Here is a 24,549-nt window from a genome sequence, read left to right as displayed (position 1 = left end):
TAGGTGCGCGTAAGTTTGCCAAGTATGAATCGAAATACTTATAAGACTTATTATATGCGTAGAATTAAAACAACTTTATGGATCGCTATACTGTGCATTGGGTTACAGAGCCCTATCTATGCTAATGACCAGCGAAAACCTATTTTGGTTAGAGATGCAGAAACCCAGTTACCTCTTGTAGGGGTTACTATTGAAGACATCACTCACAACCAATATTTGTTCACCACGGAAGATGGAACCTTCCAAATCGCTGATCAGAACACGGATGAAGTAAAACTTAGAATTACTTATTTGGGTTATTTAACCAAAGAGATAACCTTATCAGATAACAATATACCAACCATTATAGACTTGGATGTAGAGGATAATCTCTTAGATGGTATTATCATCACAGGATACACCAAACAATCCAAAGCAAGAACAACAGGATCAGTCGGAAAAATAGCGGCAGCAAGTATCAATAAGGTACAAGTAAGCTCTATGGATCAAGCGTTGCAAGGACAAGTTCCAGGCTTATACGTTGCCTCTCCTTCTGGTCAACCCGGAACACCTGGTCGCGTAACTATAAGGGGAATAGGCTCTTTACAAGACGAGCAAACAACGCCGCTGTACATTCTAAATGGCATGCCTATCTCGGCAGCTACCTTCACTGCGCTAAACCCTGATGACTTTGAAGACTTAACTGTCCTAAAAGATGCTGCAGCTACGGCACAATATGGTTCAAGAGGTGCCAATGGAGTCATTGTCATTACAACTAAACGCGGAGATCGCGAAAGTGATTCTATGCGAGTAACCTACCAAACGCAATACGGATTCTCCAATGTCAACAATTCTAAATGGGACATGATGAATACAGACCAGCGCCTGCAATTTGAAGAAATGTTACAAGACCAAGATATGCCAGGCTGGGCATACTCAAGACAAAATCCCTATAAAATAGTCAACGCTCAAGAAGTGCTGAAAACAGAACAAGATTATATTGAAGGAGATCAAAAATTAGCTGCACTGAGAAACACAAATACCAATTGGCGAAAAAAGTTGATGCGAAAAGGCATTACACAATCACATAATCTAACTTTCGATGGGGGAAACAGCAATACACAACACTACACTTCTTTAAACTACTACAAACAAGAAGGTGTACTGTACAATTCAGGCATTGAAAAATTCAATGTCAATAGCAATATACACCATCAATCTGGAAGATTTAATTCCAACTTTTTTATCAACCTTGCCAATATCAATAGTCAAGTGTCTGAATCGGACTTTGACGTAAGTGAAACAAATCCTGTTGCGTCACTTTACTTTGCCTTGCCCTATGAAAATCCTTATGATCAATATGGCAATCTAACTCCTGGAGTGAATCGATTTGGAACCAATGCCTTGCAAATGTACCAAGATGTAAAGAGAAAGGAGAAACAACAAAGAGGAGTCTTGGCAGGAAACTTTAGTTTCGAGCTAACAGATGACTTAAAGTTAACCAGTACAATAGGTGTTGACTACTCCAAAATAGCCAATACTCATATTATAAAACCAGATACATACTTTGGAGATTTGGTCGAAGAAGGCGGCAAGGGAATGTTTAGTCAAGGAGATCAAACCAATATAGGTCTGATGGCCAACTTCGGGGTTAACTATAAATACCGCTGGGATGCACATGAAATCGAAACGATGGCTTTGGTAGAGATCAATAGACAGAAGTACAACTACCATGGATTCACTGGTTATGGTCTAATAGATGGGTTAGATCACACCGCAGGAGGTATAACTCCTGGTACTCCAGAGAATGACTTTATTCCCAAAGTCAGTGGTAGCGCTACAGAGAATCTATTACTCTCCCAGTTAGCACTGGTCAGATACTCGTTTGAAAACCGATTTACATTTTCGGGTAGTATTAGACGCGACGGTTCATCACGTGTTCCTTCAAATAATCGCTACAAATACTTCTATGCTTTTGGAGCAAGCTGGAATATCAAACAAGAAAGTTTCCTTGAAGATATTGATGTACTCTCTATGGCAAGAATTCGCACCAGCTATGGTCTAACGGGAAATGCCAATGGATTTGCCAGTGATTTTGGATATAGACGTCTATACGGACCTGGACAATACAATGGGCAAACAAGTCTGGTACCCACAACACCCGGTAACCCTCATTACAACTGGGAGATGAATAGAATATTGGACATAGGTGTAGAATTTGGTTTATTCAAAAATCGCTTAGTCGGTGAGATTGACTTCTACAACCGAATTACCAGCGACTTGTTTATAGACAGAAGCCTATCGATGACCTCTGGATTTGAATCCATATCAGACAATATGGGAAAGATTAGAAATCGAGGGATAGAAATCCGCCTTTCAGGAGATCTTATCAAAGAGTCAGATTGGAATGTGAATATAGGAGTAAACTTTGCCTACAATAAGAACAAAATATTAAGCTTAGGAGAGGAAGATGAAATAATCACAGAGGACTACTCTATTCATCAAGTGGGTAAACCGTTGGGATACTTCTACATGGTGCGATGGGCAGGTGTAGATTCACAAACGGGCGCTGCTCAATATTTAGACAAACAGGGCAATATCACAACAACCTATGATCCTGATAATGCCGTATTGGTCAAAGGCTCCTATGACCCAGCCATCAAAGGAGGATTCACTACTAACATTAGATATAAGAACATAGAAGTAAGTGCTTTGTTCTCTTTCATTCACGGTATGTATAGACTCAATACGGGAGAGTTTTATCGCACTGCAGCTGATCCAAATTACCGCATATACAACCAATCTACTTCCATGTTAGATATGTGGCAAAAGCCAGGGGATCAAAGTAAAAATCCAGGGGCCAACTATGCTCGATATATGACTGATAGAGAACTTCAAAGAGCAGACTACGTCAAACTTCGAAACTTGACTGTTAACTATAAGTTCAAAGACTTTGGAAGGTACAATAAGTTTATCAAAGAAATCAATGTATTTGCACAAGGTCAAAATTTAGTTACATGGACCAAATGGAAAGGACAAGATCCAGAAGACGACAACAATTGGTACGAATACGAGTATCCCCTACCTCGTACTTTCACAGCAGGGGTAAGAGTTATTTTCTAATACATACACAAAAATAAAAATGAAAAACACCTATAAATTATTTGCACAATCTATATTGAGTTTACTGTCTCTACTAACATTTACAAGTTGTGACAAGATGCTTGATATAGATTCAAAGGACAATGTAGATTCAGAGCACATCTTCAAGTCTGTCAAGAATTTTGAATATGCTGTATTGGGAACCTATGCAGATTTACACTTAGAATACAGTGCGTTGATTGGTTCCATATTAGCTGATGAATGTAAACTATCGCCTGAGAATAATGGCGTTGATGGATATGGAGTTAATCTACATCGATGGACTTACTCCTCAGATGACGAAATACTTTCCGAAATATGGAGCAATTACTACAATCACATTTACCGCATCAACAATTTACTAATCAATGCCCATAAAGTACCTGTAGAAAGAGCGTCAGATCAAGCAGCTTTGAACTCAATGCTTGCTGAGTTACACGGTCTTCGCGCCTTAATTCACTTTGAACTGCACAGAATTTTCGGCCCTGGGGATTATCAATCCAAACAAGCCCTAACCATTCCTTATATCACCACAACAGATGTTTTCTACAAACCTGGTAAAATTACGCTACAAACCTTCTATGATAACTTGTGGTCAGATATAGATCAAACTGATCAACTAACCCATTCGACCAACAACAGACTAAGCGAAAGTGCTATTGCTGCACTATCTGCAAGAATAGCTTTATATGAAAGAGATTACCTAAAAGCTATACATTACAGTAGTTGGATAATTGAACATCAAGCTTTGGCTAATGTAAAAAACTATGCAAACATCTGGACAGATAGCAATGAAGATGAGGTTCTCTTTAAACTAAAGAGAAACGCCCAGGACAAAGTCAGACCCAATACCTTATGGTATAACTATGCCACAGGTAAGACCTTGTTCTACAGCTCTGAAAAAATAAGGGAATCCTACGATCAAAATGATGTGAGAAACACTTGTTTTCTTGGACAAGAAAACAACAAATACATTGTCAAATACGGAGGAAATCAAAGCAATAATAGAATAAACGACTATAAGGTTTTCCGAACAAGTGAAGCTTATCTTATTCGCGCCGAAGCTTATTTAGCAACTGGTCAATCTGACAAGGCGCTAAGTGATGTCAACACAATTTTGACAAACAGATACCTAACCGAAAAGCAAATAGAATCAATCAATCAGAAAGTAATTGAACAACAACGCTTACTTGAATTTGCCTATGAAGGGCATCGCTACTTTGATTTAAAAAGATTGGGAAAAGATATTCAACGCAACCAAAACGACTTAGTAAGTCCCATGGATTCCAACCTATTGAGCAATAGTGATGAGCACTACCTATTGCCTATTCCACAAAAAGAAATACAAGCGAATCCAAATTTAAAGTAATTGAATTTTTCATTATATAGTGATTGGGGATTGATCAGCAATGGTCAATCCCTTTTTTTGAATAGTTACTTTGAATCAGATTACCAATGCGGTAGTGAAAATAAATAGCAGACCCCCGCCTGCTATTTATAGAAACAAACTAACCATATTACTTGCTTAACATTGAAAAACACCCATAGTACAAGTAATATAAACATTAATTCCCCAATTAATGTATTGTAAGTGCTTACGCATGGACATCAATGGCTTGGCGCAGTTCACGTATAATTTCTTCCTTTAAAGCTACTGGCTCTTCAATTTTTACAGCTTTGCCAAACTTTAAAATTATTTGTTTTAAATCGTCATTCGGTCTAACCATTAAATTCACTCTAAGTCGACCATTCTGCTGCTCCTCTATCACTTCTTGGGAATGGTGCAATGGAAGGGATTCTAAATAGTGCTTGTGATTTCTATCAAATGACAATACAATCTTTTGTAACTCTTCTTCTACAAGGTGCAACCCTATCACTTCAGAATACTGTAAGCGAATCTTTTCTACATTGTCTCTAAACCTATCCTTAGTCATCGAAATATCAGTCATTCTCTCAAGATCAAAACACTTCAACTCTTTGTCTTCTTTGGTAACCACAAACCACGTTCCATGATGTTGCTTAAAGAACAAAGGAGAAACTAAATGTTCTTCTTCTTTGTTCTCATACAAAGTATGATAGGTAAATTTAACCTTGTAATTCCTTAACATAGCTCTAAATAGCAACTGAATTAACTCAATAGGAACTGTTCCTGCTCTATCAGAAAACTCAACATATGGTGTAATAGAGGTTCTCTTTTTGGGTGTGGTAGCTAAAATATCAGCCGTAACCGCATTCTTTAAACAATTGAGAACTATTTCAGTTTCTACTTGATATTTTGTTGGGATATAATATCCTTTTTGTCTATTGTCTAACTTAACATCTACACCAAAATCAGTACTCAATTCACTTAATGCTCGATATAAAGTTCTTTCGCTAATTTCGATATCGTACTTTTGTAAATGTGCTAATAATTGCTCCCGCGAAGGATATTGATTTTTTTGTAAGAAATTTAAAATTAGAAAGTAGTAGCGCAATTTTTTCATAGTTCCAATTAAGTTGTGTTGTTTGAACATTAAAAACCTATATTGGAATGCGAAAGTAAGTTTTTAAGAATAGAATTAACAAAAATATTTAGTGAAGCAAGCGATTTTATGAGTAAACAAAGCTTTTTAAAAGTTCGTTTTGCGAATAAATACACTGTACCAAATAAAAATTACACATATTAAAAGTAACAATGTCTTGATTTACAAGTAAAAACACAACAATTAAAGAGGCGTGCCAAAATTTGTTAAATTATTTTAAGTCGCAATTGGAGAATACTTATACTTTAAGCACTATAAGGGCAAATTTCGCCCCTGAGTTCACAATTGATTTGATACTTTTATTTAGCCTATTCATTTTTATGTAAATGATAAAAAACTTACTTTTATAACAAATTGCATCAAAATATGAAGGTATTAATAATAGAAGACGAAAAAGAATTACAGAAAACGATTCAAGAGTCACTACAAAAGGAAATGTATGTAATCGAAGTAGCTAATACTTACAAAGATGCACTACACAAGATATCATCTTTTGATTACGATTGTATTTTACTCGACATCATGTTACCTGATGGCAATGGCATTGACTTACTCAAAGAAATAAAAGAAATAGAAAGAAGCGATTCAGTAATTATTGTTTCTGCCAAAGACTCCATTGACGACAAAGTAAGTGGATTAGAGTTGGGAGCAGACGATTATTTGACAAAGCCATTTCACCTATCAGAACTTCACGCAAGGATAAAGTCGGTCTTGAGAAGAAAGAATCAAAATGGAAATAACAGTATTAAAATAAATAATTTAGAACTATTTCCAGACGAATTTACAGTTCTTGTCAATGGCAAAGAAATGGAGACGAACAATAAAGAATTTGCTTTATTACAATATTTAGTAATCAACAAGAATCGATTGTTAACCAAAGCTGCAATTGCTGAAAATATATGGGGTGATTATATGGATGAAGTAGACAGTTACGACTTTGTTTATTCTCAAGTAAAGAACTTGCGCAAAAAACTAAAGCAATACCAAGCCGATTTAGAGATTAAATCTATTTATGGCATGGGGTATAAATTAACAACTGAAGGGGAATAACAATGAAACTGCATCACCATACTCAAAAGTATCTAACTATAGGAATACTCATAGTCTTATCTATTTGGGTAGCACTTTTCTATACAATTTTACTTGATGAGGTCTACGATAATATAGACGATGGTTTAAAGAATACCAAAATTGAAATTATCAAGAAAGCTTATGATAACCCCGAAATTAGGAATAAGCCACAGTTTGGGCTAAATAACTTTCGCATTACTGCTCTTCCACCTGGAGAATATTCAACAAAAAATTCCTTTGTTACAAAAATGGTCTTCCTCCCTTATGACGATGAAGAACAACCGATGCGTATTTTAACCACCTTCTTTCAAGATAGCAATGAGAATAATTACAAGTTAGAGATAAGAACCTCTACAATCGAAGCAGATGAATTACTACAAGATTTTGGACTTGCTGTATTAGCACTTTACTTTATGTTATTGCTCAGTATTTTTTTAATCAACTATATCGTTTTGAGAAGAGTTTGGAAGCCTTTCCACAGTTTGCTTAGTAAATTAAAAGCATACCGAGTAGGTAATGACTTCAAGCCTGAAACAACCAATAAAGTAACAGAGTTTAAAGCTTTAGAAGATGAACTTAAGCGAATGATCCACAACATAGAGAATACATTTACCCAACAAAAGATGTTTATCTCTAATGCAGCCCATGAAACGCAAACCCCTTTGGCAATTGCTACTAACAAACTTGAGCTACTATTTGAGGATACAAATTTGACAGACAAGCAAATCGAGCAGTTAGTCAGTGTACACCAAAGTTTAAATCGCTTGATTAAACTAAATCGATCACTATTGATGCTCAGTAAGATTGAGAATCATCAATACACACAGGTTGAATCAATTAACTTTAATGATTTAATACAACGAACTATTGAAGAATTTGAAGACATCTATGAATTCAAAGAAATAAGTGTCGCAGTAAATAAGATTAGTCCCAATCCACTAATTATCACTATGGATAAAGGGCTGGCAATTACCTTATTTAATAATTTATTCAAAAATGCTATTAACCACAATTTTGAATCTGGAAAGATTGAGATTGAGATAAATTCAGATTATTTTTTAATTAAAAACACCAGTTATTCACCAGCATTAGATCCCGCCCTTATTTATAATAGATTCTATAGATCTACTACAAATGAACAGTCCACTGGGCTTGGACTTGCTCTTGTTCAAACGATTATCAAGGAAACAAGTGGATTGTCTATCGACTATTATTATCATCAAAATTATCATTGTTTTAAAATTTCTTATTCTTTTTAAAATTCCCAATTCTTTACAGATTCTTGTTTTTACTTTGCTATCAAATAAACAAAAACAATGTTATGAGAAAATTAAAAAGATTATTCGTGAGTGCAAGTTTTATAGCTATTGCTTTATTAAGTATTAACACTACGCAAGCACAAACAGTTCAAATTCAAAAACAAGAACTTCCAAAGAACGCAATTGAGTTTTTAGACAAAAACTTTACTAAGCAAACGATCTCTTATATCACTCAAGAGAAAGAGTGGTTCAGTACAGATTACACTGTTGTATTAGAAGATCAAACTAAAATCGATTTTGACAAAAATGGTAACTGGGAAGAGGTTGAGAATAAAGCAAAGGGAATTCCTACAGATTTTATCTTGCCAAGTATTTCTAAGTACGTTACAACAAACTTTCCTAATACTCAAATCATTAAAATTGAGAAAGACAGCAACAAGTACGATGTAAAACTATCTAATAGCTTAGAGCTTGTTTTTAACTTAAAAGGAAATTTTACAAGAATTGATGATTAATAACACTATGAAAAAGAGAATTTTATTATTAGCAACCGTATGCTTATTAGGTTTAAACTTCACAGCATGCTCATCAGATGACAACAGCAACGATTCTAATAGATTCGAAACAATAGATCAAGAACAACTACCTGCTACAACCAAAAATTTTTTAAAAGGAGTATTTCCTGCAAGTTTGGTTAAGCAAAGTGGAAAAGTAAATCATGAGAACTACTATGGTTCAAAGTACACTACTACTTTGGATAATAACGTAAAGATCGACTTTAATGAAAATGGAGATTGGACTGAAGTAGAAACAATAAATAAAACAGCTATTCCTGAAGCTTTCTTAGAGCAAGAAGTTGCTAAAATCAACCAATACGTAAAGACTAATTATCCAAACTATTTCATCATTGAAATTGATAGAGATTATAGAAGAGGATACGAGATTGAATTGAACAATGGATTAGAGATGTTCTTCGATATAAACCAAAACTTCATTGCCTTAGATATTGACAAACACGACAACGAGCAAGTAGTTTCTGCAAATGAGTTACCACAAAAGGCAAAAGACTTTGTAAGTGCTAATTTTGCAAATGAAGAAATTACATTCGTGAAAAAAGAAATAGATGACAACCGAGTAGAATTTGACATCTATTTATCTTCAGGAACATCAATCGAGTTTAACCAACAAGGAGATTGGAGAGAAATCGAAGCAGGAAGACAAGCAACTTTACCAACAGCTTTCTTACCAGCAGAATTAGTACAATACGTAACTAGCCATTACGGAGAGTATAAATTAGCATCTGTTGAAAAAGATTACAATAGATACAAAGTGGAACTTGAAAAAGGAAGACAAGAAATAGATCTTGAATTCGATTTAAGTGGTAAGTTCTTAAGAATAGATTATTAATAGAAAAGCAGGTAGTTGGGACTACCTGCTTTTTGTATTTCAACAATTGACAACCAATCAAATTGGTTTTTGGGGACTCAATTGTCGACACTGTGTAAAAAGAAAAATTATACCCGCAAGCTACTCTTTTATTTCACAAAATGAGAATTAAATTAGTTAAACCTTCGTGTTTTTTGAGTAAAAATAATACCATATAATACTAAATGCGACTTTTACACTATTCCAAATACACATACAAAAGAAAAGGCCTTGTAATTCATTTTACAAGGCCTTTTCATTCTTATTACTTGACAAGTTCAATTCCCTTATCTGTAATAACTATTTTCTTTTCTTTATACAGCGTACCAACCGCTTTCTTAAATGTCTTTTTACTCATATTAAGCACTGTTTTAATGTCTTCTGGATGACTGTTGTCCGTTAATCCTAAAAAGCCATTATTGCCTTCTAATTCAGCTAAGATTATACCTGCACTATCCAACACCCCGTCATATCCTACCTTACTTCTCGTTACATCTATTTTGCCATCAGGTCGGATAGATTTAATATATCCTATTACTCGATCTCCTGTACGCAAATCTTCAAATACCTCGTTTTTATAGATTAACCCTTTGTGCTTGTCATTGATAATGACATTAATCCCCAATTCCGTAATATGTGAAACTACCAGTTCAACTTCATCACCTTCATTTACAGTTAATTCAGAATTGTCCAAGAACTGATTCAAACGACTTGATCCTACCAAGCGATTTGACTTTTCATCTAATGACATATATACTAAGTATCTGTGTCCTTCTTTCATAGGTCTTGCTTGTTCTCTGAAAGGAACAAATAAATCCTTCTCTAAGCCCATATCCATAAATGCACCATACTCGTTGATATAGCTAACTTGTAAAAGAGCAAACTCATTGATGTAGATATACGGTTCTAATGTAGTAGCAATTAATCGCTCCTCTTGATCTAAATAAACAAATACTACAATTTCATCTCCTATCTCAAATTTCTTTGGTACATATTTATTTGGAAGTAAAATATCTTTCTCTCCATCTGTTAAGTATAAACCTACACTCGTTGTTCTGGCTATCTTTAGCGTATTGTCATCTCCTATCTTAATCATATACTTATATATTAAAATTCTAAATCAAATGTTTCTTTAAGCAAACGAACATTCTCATTCAACTTAATAAAATGATCTAATTTATCCTTATTATCAAATACTTTCTTTACTAATTTTATTTCTTCATTCACTTCTATGATAATTTCAATATCATAGTTGCTCAGTTTTTTTCTTAAGTGATTTACTAACTCATATTTATTCTCATCAAAGCTCAGTTTCGAACCATGATTTGGCAATTCCAAATAAATTATGTGTTTTTCCAACCTTGGTTGAGTCATTCCCATCAACGAAGACATCAACATATAACCAGTTCGACTTAACTTCTGCATATATAACTGCCATTCGTTCATCATTTGCTCGAATGAAAACAACAGCCTTGGCAAATCTTCAGGATCGACAATATTCTTTTCTAAAGACGACTCTAACTCCCGTTTCTTTCTGATACTTGAAAGTGATAAAGCATTTACGCGTTTATTGTTTTGAGCAAATGAACCTTGAAGATTCTGTTGAGTAGTATCTTGCTGCAGTTGATTATTATCAAATGACTGATTCTGCATTGGAGCGCCACCTTGCTGCATTTGGTTATTATCAAATGACTGATTCTGCATTGGAGCGCCACCTTGCTGCATTTGGTTATTATCAAATGACTGATTCTGCATTGGAGCGCCACCTTGCTGCATTTGGTTATTATCAAATGACTGATTCTGCATTGGAGCGCCACCTTGCTGCATTTGGTTGTTATCAAATGACTGATTCTGCATTGGAGCGCCACCTTGCTGCATTTGGTTGTTATCAAATGACTGATTCTGCATTGGAGCGCCACCTTGCTGCATTTGGTTGTTATCAAATGACTGATTCTGCATTGGAGCGCCACCTTGCTGCATTTGGTTGTTATCAAATGACTGATTCTGCATTGGAGCGCCACCTTGCTGCATTTGGTTGTTATCAAATGACTGGTTTTGCATTGGAGCGCCACCTTGCTGCAGTTGATTATTGTCAAATGACTGATTCAGATCAACAGCTGCACTAAGAGGATAAAGCATCCCTTCAACATTTACGGGTGGTAATTGCTGTAAGATTTCTTTTAATCGATCTGGAGAAACAATTATTGATTCATCTTTTTTTTTTCGCCATCAATGGCTAAAGAAGCTAACTGCATCAAGCAAAGCTCTACTAATAATCTTTGATTCTGACTGGCTTTGTACTTTAAGTCACAGTCATTAGCTAACTCAATTCCACTCAATAAGAAAGGGAAAGGTGCTCTTTGCGACTGTTGAACAAACAATTGTTTTCCATGTTCTCCTACTTCCAGTAATGATACTGTTTCAGGAGTTTTAACAACCATCAGGTTTCTAAAATGAGAAGCTAAACCAGCAACAAAATGATGACCATCGAAACCTTTTGCCAAGATGTCATCAAAAGCAGTCAATAAAGCCGGAATATTACCTGATAAAATCAAGTCTGTTACACGAATATAGTATTCAAAATCTAATACGTTTAAATTCTCAGCAACTGCTTGTCTAGTTAGGTTTCTACCACAATAAGACACTACGCGATCAAAAATAGAAAGCGCATCTCTCATCGCTCCATCAGCCTTTTGAGCAATGATTCTCAAGGCGTCTTCTTCATAATTAATTCCCTGACTTCTTGCCACAAGTGCCAAGTGATTTGCTGCATCGTTAATCGTGATTCTCTTGAAGTCAAAAATTTGACAACGCGATAAAATCGTAGGAATAATCTTGTGTTTCTCAGTAGTAGCTAAAATAAATATAGCATGTCTTGGAGGTTCTTCTAACGTCTTTAAAAAAGCATTAAAAGCTGCTGAAGATAGCATGTGAACCTCGTCAATAATATACACTTTGTACTTTCCTGTCTGTGGAGGTATTCTTACTTGATCTATTAGATTACGTATATCATCAACGGAGTTGTTTGACGCGGCATCTAATTCAAAGACATTAAAAGTAAAATCCTCTGTAGGATCATCATAACCTGGTTGGTTTATCTTTCTTGCTAAAATACGGGCACAAGTAGTCTTTCCAACTCCCCTTGGACCAGTAAAAAGCAAAGCTTGAGCCAAGTGATTGGTCTCTATAGCATTTAGCAAAGTATTGGTAATAGCTTGTTGGCCTACAACATCTTGAAATGTTTGTGGTCTATATTTTCGGGCAGATACGATAAATTGTTCCATTAGCATAAATATTAGGGCAAAGGTAATTTTAATTTTCATATTGCGAAAATTATTCGCGCAACTCTAATGGGAAAAATTGATCTTCTGTTATTTTCTCTTGCCACAATAATCTCAAATCGTTAAACTTTATTTCTCTTGCTCCCCTACTATATTCTATTTCATATCGATAGAACAAATATTGGAGTTGAGTTTCAAGATAAAAGTCGTTTAAATCTATATCTGGATGATATTCACTTTTGAGATTCAAGCTAAATGTTCTCGCGGTTGTATTAGACCAAAAGGCAGTCCAACCGCTTTTAAACTCTTTGATTAGCTGAAAGGCAGTTTGACCTGTTTCACGGTCAATCAGTTTTAATAATATCTTACCATCGTTACGCGAGAGCTTTTTCAGTTTTTCTTTAAACTGCCCTTCCAGATACTTTTGAGATCGCTTGATATAGGTTCTCTTATCTCTTTTTGACTCTATCTTCTCTAGGTTTTCGTTCAAGATTATCAAATTCTGAGCTGTAGCTTTAGCATAAGGATAAACACGGCGAATGCGATTGCGAAGAATTATCATATCTCTACGATACTTTTCTTCTTTCATGTCTACGCCAATAAATATTTCAGGCATAGATACACTTTGAATTGTATCTCCATCAATAATCACTTCAGAGGGAATTTCCGGTGTAGGCAATAGCTCTTTTTCCTGTCCAAGACATGGATAAATTGCGAAACAAACAATAAGCAAAACAAATCGTTTCATAAGGTTAAATATACCCAAAATTAGCTATTTTAATTGAGTTATAACACTTTTCTAATTAAATTAGCGAAAAAACTAAACATGAGCACAAACAAGATTTTGAATGAGGATTCAATGGCTTTTTTAGAAGCTTATTTAAACAATACTTCTGCTACAGGACACGAGGTAAATGGACAAAAGTTATGGATGCAATACCTTAAACCTTATGTAGACACCTTCATCACGGATACCTATGGAACAGCTGTCGGGGTTATCAATCCTGATGCTCCTTATAAAGTAGTAATTGAAGGACATGCTGATGAGATTTCTTGGTATGTAAAATACATCACTGATGATGGGTTTATACACGTGATAAGAAACGGTGGTAGTGATCATATGATTGCACCTTCAAAACGCGTACATATACATACTAAAAAGGGAATTGTAGAAGGTGTATTTGGCTGGCCAGCAATCCACATTAGAAATAGAGCTGGAAAAGAAGATGCTCCAAAAATTGAAACAAACTTTATCGATGTAGGATGTGAAACAAAAGCTGAAGTAGAAACACTTGGTGTTCACGTAGGCTGTGTTATCACATACCCTGATACATTTACAGTGTTAAACAACAACAAATTTGTCTGTAGAGCAATTGACAATAGAATTGGAGGTTTTATGATTGCTCAAGTGGCAAGACTCTTAAAGGAGAACAATAAAGTATTGCCTTTTGGACTTTATATCGTCAATGCAGTACAAGAAGAAGTTGGTCTTCGCGGAGCTGAAATGATTACCCAGACCATTAAGCCAAACGTTGCTATAGTCACAGATGTGTGCCACGATTCTAATACTCCTATGGTAGAGAAAAACATCGAAGGAGATAACAAAATCGGTAGAGGTCCTGTTATCGGATATGCACCTGCTATTCAAAATAAACTAAGAGAGCTAATTGAAGATACAGCTGTAGCAAACAATATTCCATTTCAGCGTAATGCAATGTCACGCGTTACAGGAACTGATACGGATGCTTTTGCTTATAGCAATGGAGGTGTTGCCTCTGCACTTATTTCTTTAGCATTGCGTTATATGCATACAACTGTTGAAATGGTTCACAAGGATGACGTAGAAAATACAATCCGCTTGATTTATGAATCAGTACTAAAAATAGAGAATAACGAAACTTTCTCTTACTTTAAATAACAAATATGGAGGCTGTTTTAAATAACAGCCTCTTTTTTTAATTGTAATTGATCAAGACCATTGCCCATTAGTAAACCGAATAATACTCCTGCATAAGATCAATGCAAATCTCATTTCTTACTGCGTTTGATCCAATATATTCCCATTCAATTTCGCTGTATTTCTTGACTTGAACCAATTAATTAATGTACTTTTGAATAAAACAAATTAAGAAAATGTCTTTCTACAACAAAAGCAAAAAAAACACAGGTAAAATCAATAAGAATTTGACTTTAGCTCAAATTATTGAGGAAGCTGCAACCAAGCCAGAATACAGAGCATTGTTCTACGAACGCATGCTTAAAGATTATATATATGTTTTAGTTGAACAAGGTTATACTAGTTCTGAACTAACAGTTGGTATTGACCCTCATGTTCCAATTATAGCCCTTGACAATGGTGTAATCCCTGTATTTACAAATCCCGACAGGATTTATGATTCAGGAGCAATTACACAAGAAATGGATTATATAAAAGTTAGAGGCCGTTCTTTCTTGGAATTGACCATCGGAAATCAAATCATTGTCAACCCTTTCTCTAAATACTACAAAGAGTTAATTCCGATAGAAATTTCTGAAATGCTAAACGGATCAATATTTACTCCAAAACACAGTCCTGTTATTCACACGAGAATGAATGCCCTGATTGGGGCACCAGAACAAAGTCCTACAGCGTTACTCAGTGATTTGTCAAATATGTTTAAAAGCATTATTGCAATTACCCACGCTCATATAGGATGGACTTTTATGGATCAAATTGATACAAATGCTCATTATATTATCGCCATTGAAACCGAAGGAGAATTGCCATTTAGCCAGATAGCAAAACTCACTTCTACAATCTGTCAACAACATTTAAAAGCAGATGAAGTAATTGATATAGTAAAACTTGAAAAAGGAGGTGACTTTAGTGAGTTCTTTTACAATCAGTCCACGCCTTTCTATTCGAAAAAATAATTTATAAATGCACTCTAAAGCGATATTTCACCCTATAGATCTTGAGAATTGGCCACGTAAACCTTACTTTGAGTATTATCACAATAATTTAAAATCAAAGTATACTGTCAGTATTAAAATTGACATTACTACTCTTTTTCACAAATACAAGGATAGTAACTACAAGTTCTTCCCTATTTTCCTATATGTGATTATCAGAGCCATTAATAACAGCGAATCCTTTCGCACTGTTATTTACAATGGACAATTAGGACAGTGGAGTTTTATGCAACCATCTTTTACAATATTTCACAAAGACGATTGTAGCTTCTCGGATTTATGGAGCGAGTATCACGAAGACTTCCAAGAGTTTTACAATATAATCATTCAAGATATTAACACGTACAAAGATAAAAAGGGAATTAAAATAAGAGAGAATCAACCTGCTAACTTAATTCCCATATCTTGTGTACCTTGGATAAACTTTGAATCCATTAGTCAAGACACGATACAAGACTCTAATTTCCTTCAACCTATTATTCGATTTGGCAAATACTATACAGAAGGAAACAAAGTTAAAATCAGCCTAAGTATATATGTTAATCACGCTATTGCTGATGGTTATCATACATCTATGTTTTTACAAGATATCCAGAATCTATGTGATCATGTTGAGAATTGGATGACTCCCTAATTATTGGGCATTAGCGCAACCATTAAGAAAATTTTCTGTTTTATTATAATTATTCTTAACATAACGAAAAAGTACTATATTGCGACTTTTAATTAATTAAGAATATAGAATGAGTACAGAAACAAAGAAAAGTTTAGTAGATCGGTTTTTATCTTCGGTAGAGCGAATCGGAAATCTACTACCCCACCCAGCAACCTTATTTGCAAGTTTTGCACTATTAGTTATTGTTGCTTCTTGGATAGCTAGTTTTTTCAATTTATCGGTAATACACCCTGGAACAAAAGAAGAAATACAATCTTTTAATCTTGTCAGTGCAGAAGGACTTCATTTAATACTGACTAAGATGGTGACTAACTTCACCAACTTTGCCCCACTCGGTACAGTACTTGTTTCCCTATTGGGAATCGGTATTGCGGAGGGATCTGGACTTATTGGGACGGTACTTAAAAAGATCGTTCTATCCTCACCTAAAAAGCTTTTAACCTTTGTAATCGTATTTGCTGGTATTTTGTCAAATACTGCAAGTGAAGTTGGTTACGTATTGCTTGTTCCTTTAGCTGCTATTATATTCCTGGCAGCAGGAAGACATCCAATAGCAGGATTAGCCGCAGCATTTGCGGGAGTATCCGGAGGCTATAGTGCTAACTTATTACTTGGTACTATCGATCCTTTATTAGCTGGATTATCTGAAGAAGCGGCACGAATTATTGATCCTACCTATGTAGTTAACCCTGCTGCAAATTATTACTTCTTATTTGTCTCAACCTTTCTTATTGCCATTTTAGGTACTTGGGTTACGGAAAGAATTGTAGTTCCAAGGTTAGGTGAATACAAAGGTGACGAAGAGGCTATATCTATTGAACCATTAACTAAACTTGAAAAAAGAGGACTTATTTACGCGCTAATTGGCGGGTTGTTATTCACTGCTTTTATTCTTGGTGGTTTGATTCCTGAGAACGGATATTTAAGAAGTGAAGATGGACAAATACTAAAATCTCCTTTTATGTCAGGAATAGTTGCCTTATTATTCATTGGTTCAGCAATTGGAGGTATTGCTTATGGAATTGGTGCCAAGACAATCAAAAATGATGAAGACGTTATGAAGGGAATGTCTAAGGCAATGCAAACATTAGGCTCATATATTGTTCTTGTCTTCTTTGCTGCTCAATTCGTAGCCTATTTTAACTGGACAAACCTCGGTTTAATATTTGCCATAGAAGGAGCTGAAACACTTCAAAAGTCAGGTTTGGGTGCAATCCCATTAATGCTTGCTTTTGTGATTGTATCTGCATTGATTAACTTGATTATGGGAAGTGCATCTGCTAAATGGGCGATTATGGCACCTGTTTTTATACCCATGTTTATGCTATTGGGATACTCACCTGAGTTAGTTCAAGTAGCTTATCGCATTGGTGATAGTGTTACTAATATAATCTCACCGATGATGAGTTATTTTGCTCTTATTGTTGCCTTTATGCAGCGATACGATAAAAAAGCTGGTATTGGAACTATTGTATCCACTATGCTCCCATACACTATTGTATTCTTTATTGGATGGTCTATCTTACTGATCATTTGGATATGGTTTGGAATACCAATTGGTCCTGGAGCACAATTAGAAATAGCAGTACAATAAAATTACTTATAGATATAAAAAAAGCCCTCACACAATGTGAGGGCTTTTGTTTTATTTAAAGAACTCCTTTTCGAGTTCTAATGGTTCAATATACTTATCTCCTTTATAAACTCTCATATTCCCACCAGATATTTCATCTATTAGGATAATATCATTTGTAGCTTTATCACGTCCAAACTCTAACTTGATATCATATAACTCCAATCCTTTAGTTGCTAATTCCTCTTTAATATAGCGACAAATCGTTTTTGTTAATTGCTTTAATGCTTCATATTCTACATCACTTAAAATGCCAAGCATACTCAAAGTATCTTTTGAAATAGTAGGATCTCCTCTTTCATCATCTTTAATTGTCAATTCAACCAGACTATCTAAGTGATCTCCCACTTGCACATATGCCCCATATCTTCTATAAAAGCTCCCTACTGCTCTAAATCGACAAATGACTTCTAAGCCTTTACCAAATGGAATTGCTTCTTTGACAACCATTGAAACATCTTCTATATCAGCTGACACATAATGTGAGGGTACCTTCTTTGTTTTTAATAATTCAAAAAAGTGTTTTGTCATTCTAAGTCCACTCTTCCCAACTCCTTCAATAGAAAGTCCTACAGTATTTGCTCCAGGGTCAAACACCCCATTCTCTCCAGTTACATCATCCTTAAACTTTAATAATACTTGATTACCTCCAATTGAATAAACATCTTTTGTTTTTCCTTTGTACTTAAGTTCCATAAAATTGTTGTGTTGTTATTATTGACCAAAAATAAGATAATTCAACCAACCTCGCACATTATAAAGCACAAAAAAAGCTCCTTATTTGTAATATTTTCAAATAAGGAGCTTTATACTATTTCAACAAACTAAATTTTTACATAATTTCAAAATCACATCTTCTATTCTCTTGAGAAGAAGATCTTGCATAGCTATCTGATTTTCTTGGAATATCACTATTAATAGTCTCTACTCTTGTACCTAATCGATCTCTTGAAATTCCCTTAGCAATCATATAGTCGTACACTCTAGTTGCTCTTCGTTCAGTTAACCATTCATTGTACTTTGAATTTCCTCTTGTATCATTGTAAACGTGAATTCTAATTCGAATAGAGTTGTCTTGTCTCATCAAACTAACAATTTGATCAACAACTGATTTATTCTCAGGTGTCATATACGAACTATTAAAATCGTAATAAAAAGTAGGCAAAGTCACAAAGCTATAATCTTTTCTACTTACTGTTAAGCTCCTACCATTGTCTACCGTCTCTTCTTTAAATCTTGCACGCGCCTCAGTTTCTTTAGCGGTATAAGACGTGTTATTTTTTAAAGTGCCTTTATCCTTTAAAAGACCAAAATTAGCAACAACTCCATTTTCTATTTGATTCACTAGCACTTCTGCTTTTGTATAATCTTTTGCTGTTCCCACTATCTTATGCACTAAGGCCAAGTCTTTAGGCTCAAACTCATACTGACCACTTGTATTGGTATAAACAGTCGCAATTCTATCTCCTTTCTTACTATAAAAAGTAATATCCCCATCAGCAATTGGAGCATTCAGCTCCTTATCAAATATCTTTCCTTCAATTTTTTGAGCTGAGACAGTAGTGCTTCCCATCAGCAATACACCACATACAATTAAATACAAATTTTTCATAATTACTTTTTTCCTAGAATCTACTACACTCAAATATACAAAAATAGTTAACACTTCAATAAAGAAACATTTTTTATTTATAAAAGCAACTAATCAAATAATACACTGTAGTGTAAATTATTAATATCAAATAAGGTTAACATTCTTACTATACTCACAAACCAAACACTTTAATATAATATTTACTAAAAACCACACAAACACAAGCTTATTTTAATAATTAGTTTTTATACAAAGCAAACAATTATTGTTATTCATTATCAAAAAAAAATGAGACAAATACTTCTACTACTTATCCTTTTCAAGGTTGCTTTAGCATTCAGTCAAAAGAACAACCATGACAATAAACCATATCGCATTGTACCTGTCTACGAAAAAAGTCTTATTCGCATTGACGATATTCTTGAAGGTAATGATAACTACAAATACCTAATGAAAGAGAGAAAGCTTAAACAAGAGCTACTGACCTACTTTCAATCCTATATTCCTACTTTATCCAGTATCAAGAAGATGGAAATAAAAAACGAACAAAACCTTTATTACCTCGTTCTACAAACCAATACTCATACAATTGTATCTTTATTACACCTTGTTACAATTCTCCGTAGTGAAGCAACCTTTTTCATGCTTGGCAAGAACCATTGCATTAACCAACATCCATTTACAAGTTTATGTTTTCCAAAGGATGATGGGCTCACTTGCCTCAACAAACAAAGCTCTTGTCTAAAGTTTGTTAGAGATATTACTATTAGATAAACTATCAATAATAGGAGGTTCTAATTTGTAAGAATTATTAAAGGGTAAAGGACTGGACTTGCTAAGCAAAACTGTAACGCAAAGTCGACTCCTTAAATTATAAAAATAAATACTAGCAAGGTTTCTGACAGTGAAAAAATCCAATAGATAAAATATTTCATCGTTGATTTAATATAAAAAAACTACCTCATCAATAGCTCTTTTGCTTTTTCTAATACTTCATCTTTACCCTCAATAATTCCTTTACGAGTAATATTTACTTCTACATCGGGTTTAATCCCCTCACGTTGTGTAACATTACCACTAGGGTAATAAATTCCTGCACCTCCTATTAGAGCCACTCTATTACCTGGCAAAACTACTTGAGCTGTATCTCCATTGGTTCCTGCTGTATGTGCTCCTACTAAGGTAACATTATCACCTGCTTTTAAAGCCATGATAGCGTATTCTGAAGCACTCTGACTAACTTCGTTAATCAAAACAACTACTTTTCCTTTATACTTAGTCTCTCCTGGTTTTATAGTTAACTCCTTACTAAATTCAAAAGCCCCTGGAAAGCTTAAAGTAGGAAATAAATTTTTTAAAAAAGGAGTCGGTTTACAGACAAAATAGCTTCCTAGGCTATGAGGTACAAATGCAGATGGATAATTACGAGCATCAATAATAATACCTTTAGTGTCACTAAACTGCTTCTTTACTTCCTCTATATCCTCATTAGTTACATTTGCTAAAGTGATATACCCTATATTATTATTTAAAAGATAATAGCCTTTTTTGGTTCTATCTACTTTGAAAGTATAGTATATATTTAATTCTTTGCGTTTATATAATTTGAGATCAATACTTTTAGACTTATTTCCTGATAAGTATGTGATATTGAGAATCTCTTTTGGCGAGCGCAATAAGTCTCGTTGTAAATCTCTATAATACACTGCATCATTAGAGGCTGGATAGCGATTCTTATTTCTAATCTCTATCGATGCTAAAGTTTCTTGATTGATATGAGTTACCTCATCCCCAACTTTAATTTCTATACCATTCAATAATTCTGGATTGTATATTTCTGTGACTATCCATTTACCTTCTATCTTATTTAAACGTATAGGTGCATGATATTCTCCTAATGATTGTTCAATAGCATTATTACCTGCTAATAACAATGCATGTGAATCATTCAATTCAGTTAGCAAGGCTGTTAAAGCTAATTCATAAGCTAATTCTGTTGAAGCATCAATAAATGGTCTTAAGTGAGTGCTTAATACCTCTGACCACTTATTATCAATCAAACTTTTATATGGATAGAAATACTCTACCATATTCCAATAACGATATAAAGCTAGTAATCTAAAACCAGTATCTGGCAATGCAAATTGCTCATATGGTCGCTCATTTATATAATCTGCTATAGGAACATACCTACCCTGAGTAAGGTAATAATGATCTTCTGTTAATGGAAAATTTGCAATTGTTTTTAATCTACTTTGCAGTTCATGGTTCAGGTCATACTTACTTATCCAATCCATAGCAATAGAGTTTTCTATTTCTTTTGAAGAATGAGGTAGTGTACCCAAACTATCAATCCAATTTAATAATATCTGCTGTGTTTGCTCCTTCGTCTTAACTGATAAATACTTTGGTAGTATTCTAAAAAGTTCATAATCCCAATTATACTCACCTTTAGCTATCATTGGATGATGATACTTTAAAAAGCCCCAAAACTGTCCAAGTAAAGCTAGTTTATCCAAATCTTCTTCATTGTAATTACTTGGTATCTCAACTTCAGAGCCATTATCAAACATCTTATCTAAGTCTGCCTTATAGATAGGTTTAGTATAAACTGTACTATTTTTATAATCTTGACCATCAATTTTCAATTCTACTTGATCTACCCAAATAGTACCGCTACCTTTCAACATTACGCCTATACCTATTTGATCAATATGACTCTGCTTAATTGCTTTCTTTAAACTAATCTTCTGCCAATCATTAGTACCTTTGACTCCTTTAACCTCAGCATATTGGATAGGCATACGAGCATCTGTTTTATAAAAAACTCCAGCTGTACCAGTAACTTCATTTGTTTTTAAATACACAGTGAGTTCCATTTCCTTACCTATATAGGTATTTGGAAACTCAAAATACACACCTCCAAAATCTCCATATGATGATTGCTTGTCTTGATTATTAATCACAAGGGACTGTTTTCCTTCTTAAACAACATCAACGCTAACAGTATAAGTATATTTATTACTTCCTATCTGTTGCCATAAATTAGTAGGTAGATCTACATTAGAAGATTCAAACCCAAAATTGTCTGCTAAAGATTGAGCAGTAGAATTTATCATTGCCAAAATGGTAATAATACAAAGTATTATTTTTTTCATCACTATAGTGTTTAAGTTGGTTTAGCTTTGGAAGTTAATTACAAATAGTTAAAAAACAAAACCCGCCGTACAAAGTCTGTAGACTCTCAGCTATATAACTGCACACTACACTAACCTTCACTGCCCAAAGTCTCACTACTTTGAGCTATATAACTCTGACTTCTTTATTGCCATTTTAATTCTTGTATTTTTTCAGTGTAAATATACTCATCAGACCGCTTTTAGCCTAATGTTTACCTCGCCTATATCCGTCCCTATCTTGCCTTTATTAAGACAACTTACAGTTAGTCGACCTTACACTTATAATCTATTGTCTGATGTTAGTGATCTGAAAACTATTCGCCACTTTATTAAATGATGACTCCCATAGTTCCGAATCTTTTACGCGATAAGATACAATCAACCTATGTTGCCTATCGTAATTTTGAAAAATATATGTGTGAACCTTCACTAAGGGATTCTGGCCTAACTGACGGATGTAAGACATTTTGAAAATAGTATAGCCTTTAATCTTCACCATAGAAACACCTAACCATTCTACGATCTTCAAATTCGTATCATACAACATATCCCTCATTTCATTCTCTGCAAAAGAACTAATTTCAACTAATTCACTTTCAGGCAAATCTTCCACATCCTTCAACTTAAAATAATCTCCAGGGCCGGATATGTCTGTTTCTATGATAATTCTTGCATACATAGCAAGACCATCCTTTGTAAAATCATTAATTCCCTTAGGTTGGAAAACAATGCGATTCTCAGAAACTTCTTCACCTAACATTCTTGTACCTGCTTCAACAAACTTCTTGCTAAACTCCTCGTACTTCCCTTTTTGTAGTTCCATTGTACTTGGGATCAAAATAGTACCAATACTTGGTAACTCAACTTGTTCATAAGTAACATCTTGAGCATAAACAGATCCTCCTAAAAACAATATCACAACAAAAGACAATAACTTTCTCATAGTTAATACTTCAATATATACCTCAAATTTATAACATTATACCTTTATGCTCTTATAGTTTTGCGTAAACCCTATCATTATCTGAATAAGATCGCAGCGACCGCCGGGCAAAGTCTGGGGAACTGGAGGACCGAAAACGGGAAACGGGGAACACTATTAAAACAATAAATAATACCATAATATCACTGACAATTAGAAGAAAACACCATTTTGACACTTATTACACTACTTGCTAATTTCTTGAAGACAGATAGATCATTCTCTCTGTTCAAACCATAGCTTAACAAAGCTCAGGTATTGATACTAATTCAAAAAATGAGTAACTTTAGAGTAGAAAAAATAGAATAACATTAAATACTGTAATTATGAAACTCGAAAATAGAAGTTACGAATTGCAACAAATTACAAGTTCTGACGAGCAATTGATAGTGTTATTACTTCTGCAAAAGAGATACATTGAAGCGTGTAAACTCTGTGAACAGGAAGAAGATTCAGTACAGAACTTTTTCAACAAAGGAATAGCTTACTATTATTGCCAAGGCTATGAACTTGCACTTTCCTGCTTCAAAGAGGCGCTGTCATCGATTGCTCATTTACTAGGAGATAGCTCTGAGAGTATGTTAAGTAAAGAGAACATCGAAAAACATTTTTACAACAAAGAAAGAGAAGACGTAGAAACGCTTTGCATGCAGGGAGTCACAAGACTATACGTCAATCACTTCACTGAAATTACTCGGTTTTACTTGCTGTGCAATATTCTAATGTGCATGGAAAAATTGGAAATGTGGGCCGAGATAGACACCCTAAGCAGTACGATGTATGGCAAGCAAAAGATCAGTTTTGTTCAAAAACTACTTGCTAAATCAAATGCCGAAAAACAATAAAGTCATTTAT

At 34.4% G+C, this 24,549-nt stretch carries 22 protein-coding genes; 12 read left to right on the top strand and 10 right to left on the bottom strand.

The genetic code is table 11. The features are described from left to right. Positions 1-24 precede the first annotated feature (24 nt). Both NWE55_RS14445 and NWE55_RS14440 read left to right on the top strand, forming a co-directional pair. On the top strand, positions 25-3,102 hold the full coding sequence (locus NWE55_RS14445) for a SusC/RagA family TonB-linked outer membrane protein (protein WP_258204322.1): 3,078 nt from the start codon (positions 25-27) through the stop codon (positions 3,100-3,102). A 19-nt stretch (positions 3,103-3,121) separates the two neighbouring features. Beyond that, positions 3,122-4,489 (top strand): RagB/SusD family nutrient uptake outer membrane protein, encoded by a 1,368-nt coding sequence (locus NWE55_RS14440; RefSeq protein ID WP_258204321.1) that lies wholly within the window; start codon positions 3,122-3,124, stop codon positions 4,487-4,489. 226 nt (positions 4,490-4,715) lie between these two features. Here NWE55_RS14440 and NWE55_RS14435 read toward each other — a convergent pair whose 3' ends face one another. After that, entirely contained in the window at positions 4,716-5,633 is a 918-nt protein-coding gene (locus NWE55_RS14435; protein WP_258204320.1) for a helix-turn-helix transcriptional regulator, read from the bottom strand. Between the two features lie 375 nt (positions 5,634-6,008). On the opposite strand from NWE55_RS14435, the gene NWE55_RS14430 reads away from it, so the two are divergent. The 4 genes from NWE55_RS14430 to NWE55_RS14415 all read left to right on the top strand — a co-directional run bounded on the left by NWE55_RS14430 (position 6,009) and on the right by NWE55_RS14415 (position 9,379). Then, on the top strand, positions 6,009-6,692 hold the full coding sequence (locus NWE55_RS14430) for a response regulator transcription factor (RefSeq protein WP_160340120.1): 684 nt from the start codon (positions 6,009-6,011) through the stop codon (positions 6,690-6,692). A 2-nt stretch (positions 6,693-6,694) separates the two neighbouring features. Further along, positions 6,695-7,972 (top strand): sensor histidine kinase, encoded by a 1,278-nt coding sequence (locus NWE55_RS14425; RefSeq protein WP_258204319.1) that lies wholly within the window; start codon positions 6,695-6,697, stop codon positions 7,970-7,972. A gap of 62 nt (positions 7,973-8,034) precedes the next feature. Next, complete coding sequence (locus tag NWE55_RS14420) at positions 8,035-8,487, top strand: PepSY-like domain-containing protein (RefSeq protein WP_258204318.1); 453 nt, start codon at positions 8,035-8,037, stop codon at positions 8,485-8,487. A 7-nt stretch (positions 8,488-8,494) separates the two neighbouring features. Further along, complete coding sequence (locus tag NWE55_RS14415; protein ID WP_258204317.1) at positions 8,495-9,379, top strand: PepSY-like domain-containing protein; 885 nt, start codon at positions 8,495-8,497, stop codon at positions 9,377-9,379. A 283-nt stretch (positions 9,380-9,662) separates the two neighbouring features. On the opposite strand, the gene NWE55_RS14410 is transcribed toward NWE55_RS14415, so the two are convergent. From NWE55_RS14410 to NWE55_RS14395, 4 genes are all read right to left on the bottom strand, one after another. Next, positions 9,663-10,493, bottom strand: a complete 831-nt coding sequence (locus NWE55_RS14410; protein WP_155092216.1) for a CvfB family protein — start codon at positions 10,491-10,493, stop codon at positions 9,663-9,665. Positions 10,494-10,504: 11 nt separating this feature from the next. Next, entirely contained in the window at positions 10,505-11,536 is a 1,032-nt protein-coding gene (locus NWE55_RS14405; RefSeq protein ID WP_258204316.1) for a DUF8439 domain-containing protein, read from the bottom strand. Positions 11,537-11,598: 62 nt separating this feature from the next. Then, a complete protein-coding gene (gene dnaX / locus NWE55_RS14400; protein ID WP_155092258.1) occupies positions 11,599-12,681 on the bottom strand; it encodes a DNA polymerase III subunit gamma/tau in 1,083 nt (360 codons plus the stop codon). 49 nt (positions 12,682-12,730) lie between these two features. Continuing rightward, entirely contained in the window at positions 12,731-13,426 is a 696-nt protein-coding gene (locus NWE55_RS14395; protein ID WP_155092214.1) for a DUF4294 domain-containing protein, read from the bottom strand. 78 nt (positions 13,427-13,504) lie between these two features. Here NWE55_RS14395 and NWE55_RS14390 point away from each other — a divergent pair, with 78 nt between their 5' ends. From NWE55_RS14390 to NWE55_RS14375, 4 genes are all read left to right on the top strand, one after another. Next, on the top strand, positions 13,505-14,596 hold the full coding sequence (locus tag NWE55_RS14390) for a M42 family metallopeptidase (protein ID WP_160338892.1): 1,092 nt from the start codon (positions 13,505-13,507) through the stop codon (positions 14,594-14,596). A 215-nt stretch (positions 14,597-14,811) separates the two neighbouring features. After that, positions 14,812-15,591, top strand: coding sequence for an enhanced serine sensitivity protein SseB C-terminal domain-containing protein (locus NWE55_RS14385; RefSeq protein ID WP_258204315.1), 780 nt, complete (start codon positions 14,812-14,814; stop codon positions 15,589-15,591). Positions 15,592-15,598: 7 nt separating this feature from the next. Beyond that, positions 15,599-16,264 carry a chloramphenicol acetyltransferase gene (locus NWE55_RS14380; RefSeq protein ID WP_258204314.1) on the top strand — a complete coding sequence of 222 codons (666 nt, stop codon included), beginning with the start codon at positions 15,599-15,601 and terminating at the stop codon, positions 16,262-16,264. A gap of 109 nt (positions 16,265-16,373) precedes the next feature. Beyond that, a complete protein-coding gene (locus NWE55_RS14375; RefSeq protein WP_155092210.1) occupies positions 16,374-17,900 on the top strand; it encodes an AbgT family transporter in 1,527 nt (508 codons plus the stop codon). Positions 17,901-17,951: 51 nt separating this feature from the next. Here the strand turns inward: NWE55_RS14375 and NWE55_RS14370 are convergent, their stop codons facing one another. Further along, positions 17,952-18,635: a phosphoribosylaminoimidazolesuccinocarboxamide synthase gene (locus NWE55_RS14370; protein ID WP_160338896.1), complete on the bottom strand. Its 684-nt coding sequence runs from the start codon at positions 18,633-18,635 to the stop codon at positions 17,952-17,954. 136 nt (positions 18,636-18,771) lie between these two features. Beyond that, the gene (locus NWE55_RS14365) at positions 18,772-19,551 is read right to left on the bottom strand and encodes an OmpA family protein (protein ID WP_160338897.1); all 780 of its coding nucleotides are present in this window, start codon (positions 19,549-19,551) and stop codon (positions 18,772-18,774) included. 270 nt (positions 19,552-19,821) lie between these two features. Here NWE55_RS14365 and NWE55_RS14360 point away from each other — a divergent pair, with 270 nt between their 5' ends. Further along, the gene (locus tag NWE55_RS14360; RefSeq protein WP_155092207.1) at positions 19,822-20,307 is read left to right on the top strand and encodes a hypothetical protein; all 486 of its coding nucleotides are present in this window, start codon (positions 19,822-19,824) and stop codon (positions 20,305-20,307) included. 182 nt (positions 20,308-20,489) lie between these two features. Here the strand turns inward: NWE55_RS14360 and NWE55_RS14355 are convergent, their stop codons facing one another. From NWE55_RS14355 to NWE55_RS14345, 3 genes are all read right to left on the bottom strand, one after another. Then, complete coding sequence (locus tag NWE55_RS14355) at positions 20,490-22,499, bottom strand: S41 family peptidase (protein WP_155092206.1); 2,010 nt, start codon at positions 22,497-22,499, stop codon at positions 20,490-20,492. Between the two features lie 18 nt (positions 22,500-22,517). Next, positions 22,518-22,652 carry a hypothetical protein gene (locus tag NWE55_RS14350; RefSeq protein WP_258204313.1) on the bottom strand — a complete coding sequence of 45 codons (135 nt, stop codon included), beginning with the start codon at positions 22,650-22,652 and terminating at the stop codon, positions 22,518-22,520. A gap of 346 nt (positions 22,653-22,998) precedes the next feature. Beyond that, positions 22,999-23,655, bottom strand: coding sequence for a hypothetical protein (locus NWE55_RS14345; protein WP_258204312.1), 657 nt, complete (start codon positions 23,653-23,655; stop codon positions 22,999-23,001). A 365-nt stretch (positions 23,656-24,020) separates the two neighbouring features. Between NWE55_RS14345 and NWE55_RS14340 the strand changes: the two genes are divergently transcribed. After that, positions 24,021-24,539, top strand: coding sequence for a hypothetical protein (locus NWE55_RS14340; protein ID WP_160338901.1), 519 nt, complete (start codon positions 24,021-24,023; stop codon positions 24,537-24,539). Positions 24,540-24,549 lie beyond the last annotated feature (10 nt).

Source organism: Myroides albus, assembly GCF_024722315.1.
Lineage (GTDB): Bacteria > Bacteroidota > Bacteroidia > Flavobacteriales > Flavobacteriaceae > Flavobacterium > Flavobacterium album_A.
The sequence above is the reverse complement of the archived record's forward strand: the minus strand, read 5'-3'. Positions and strand labels throughout refer to the sequence as shown.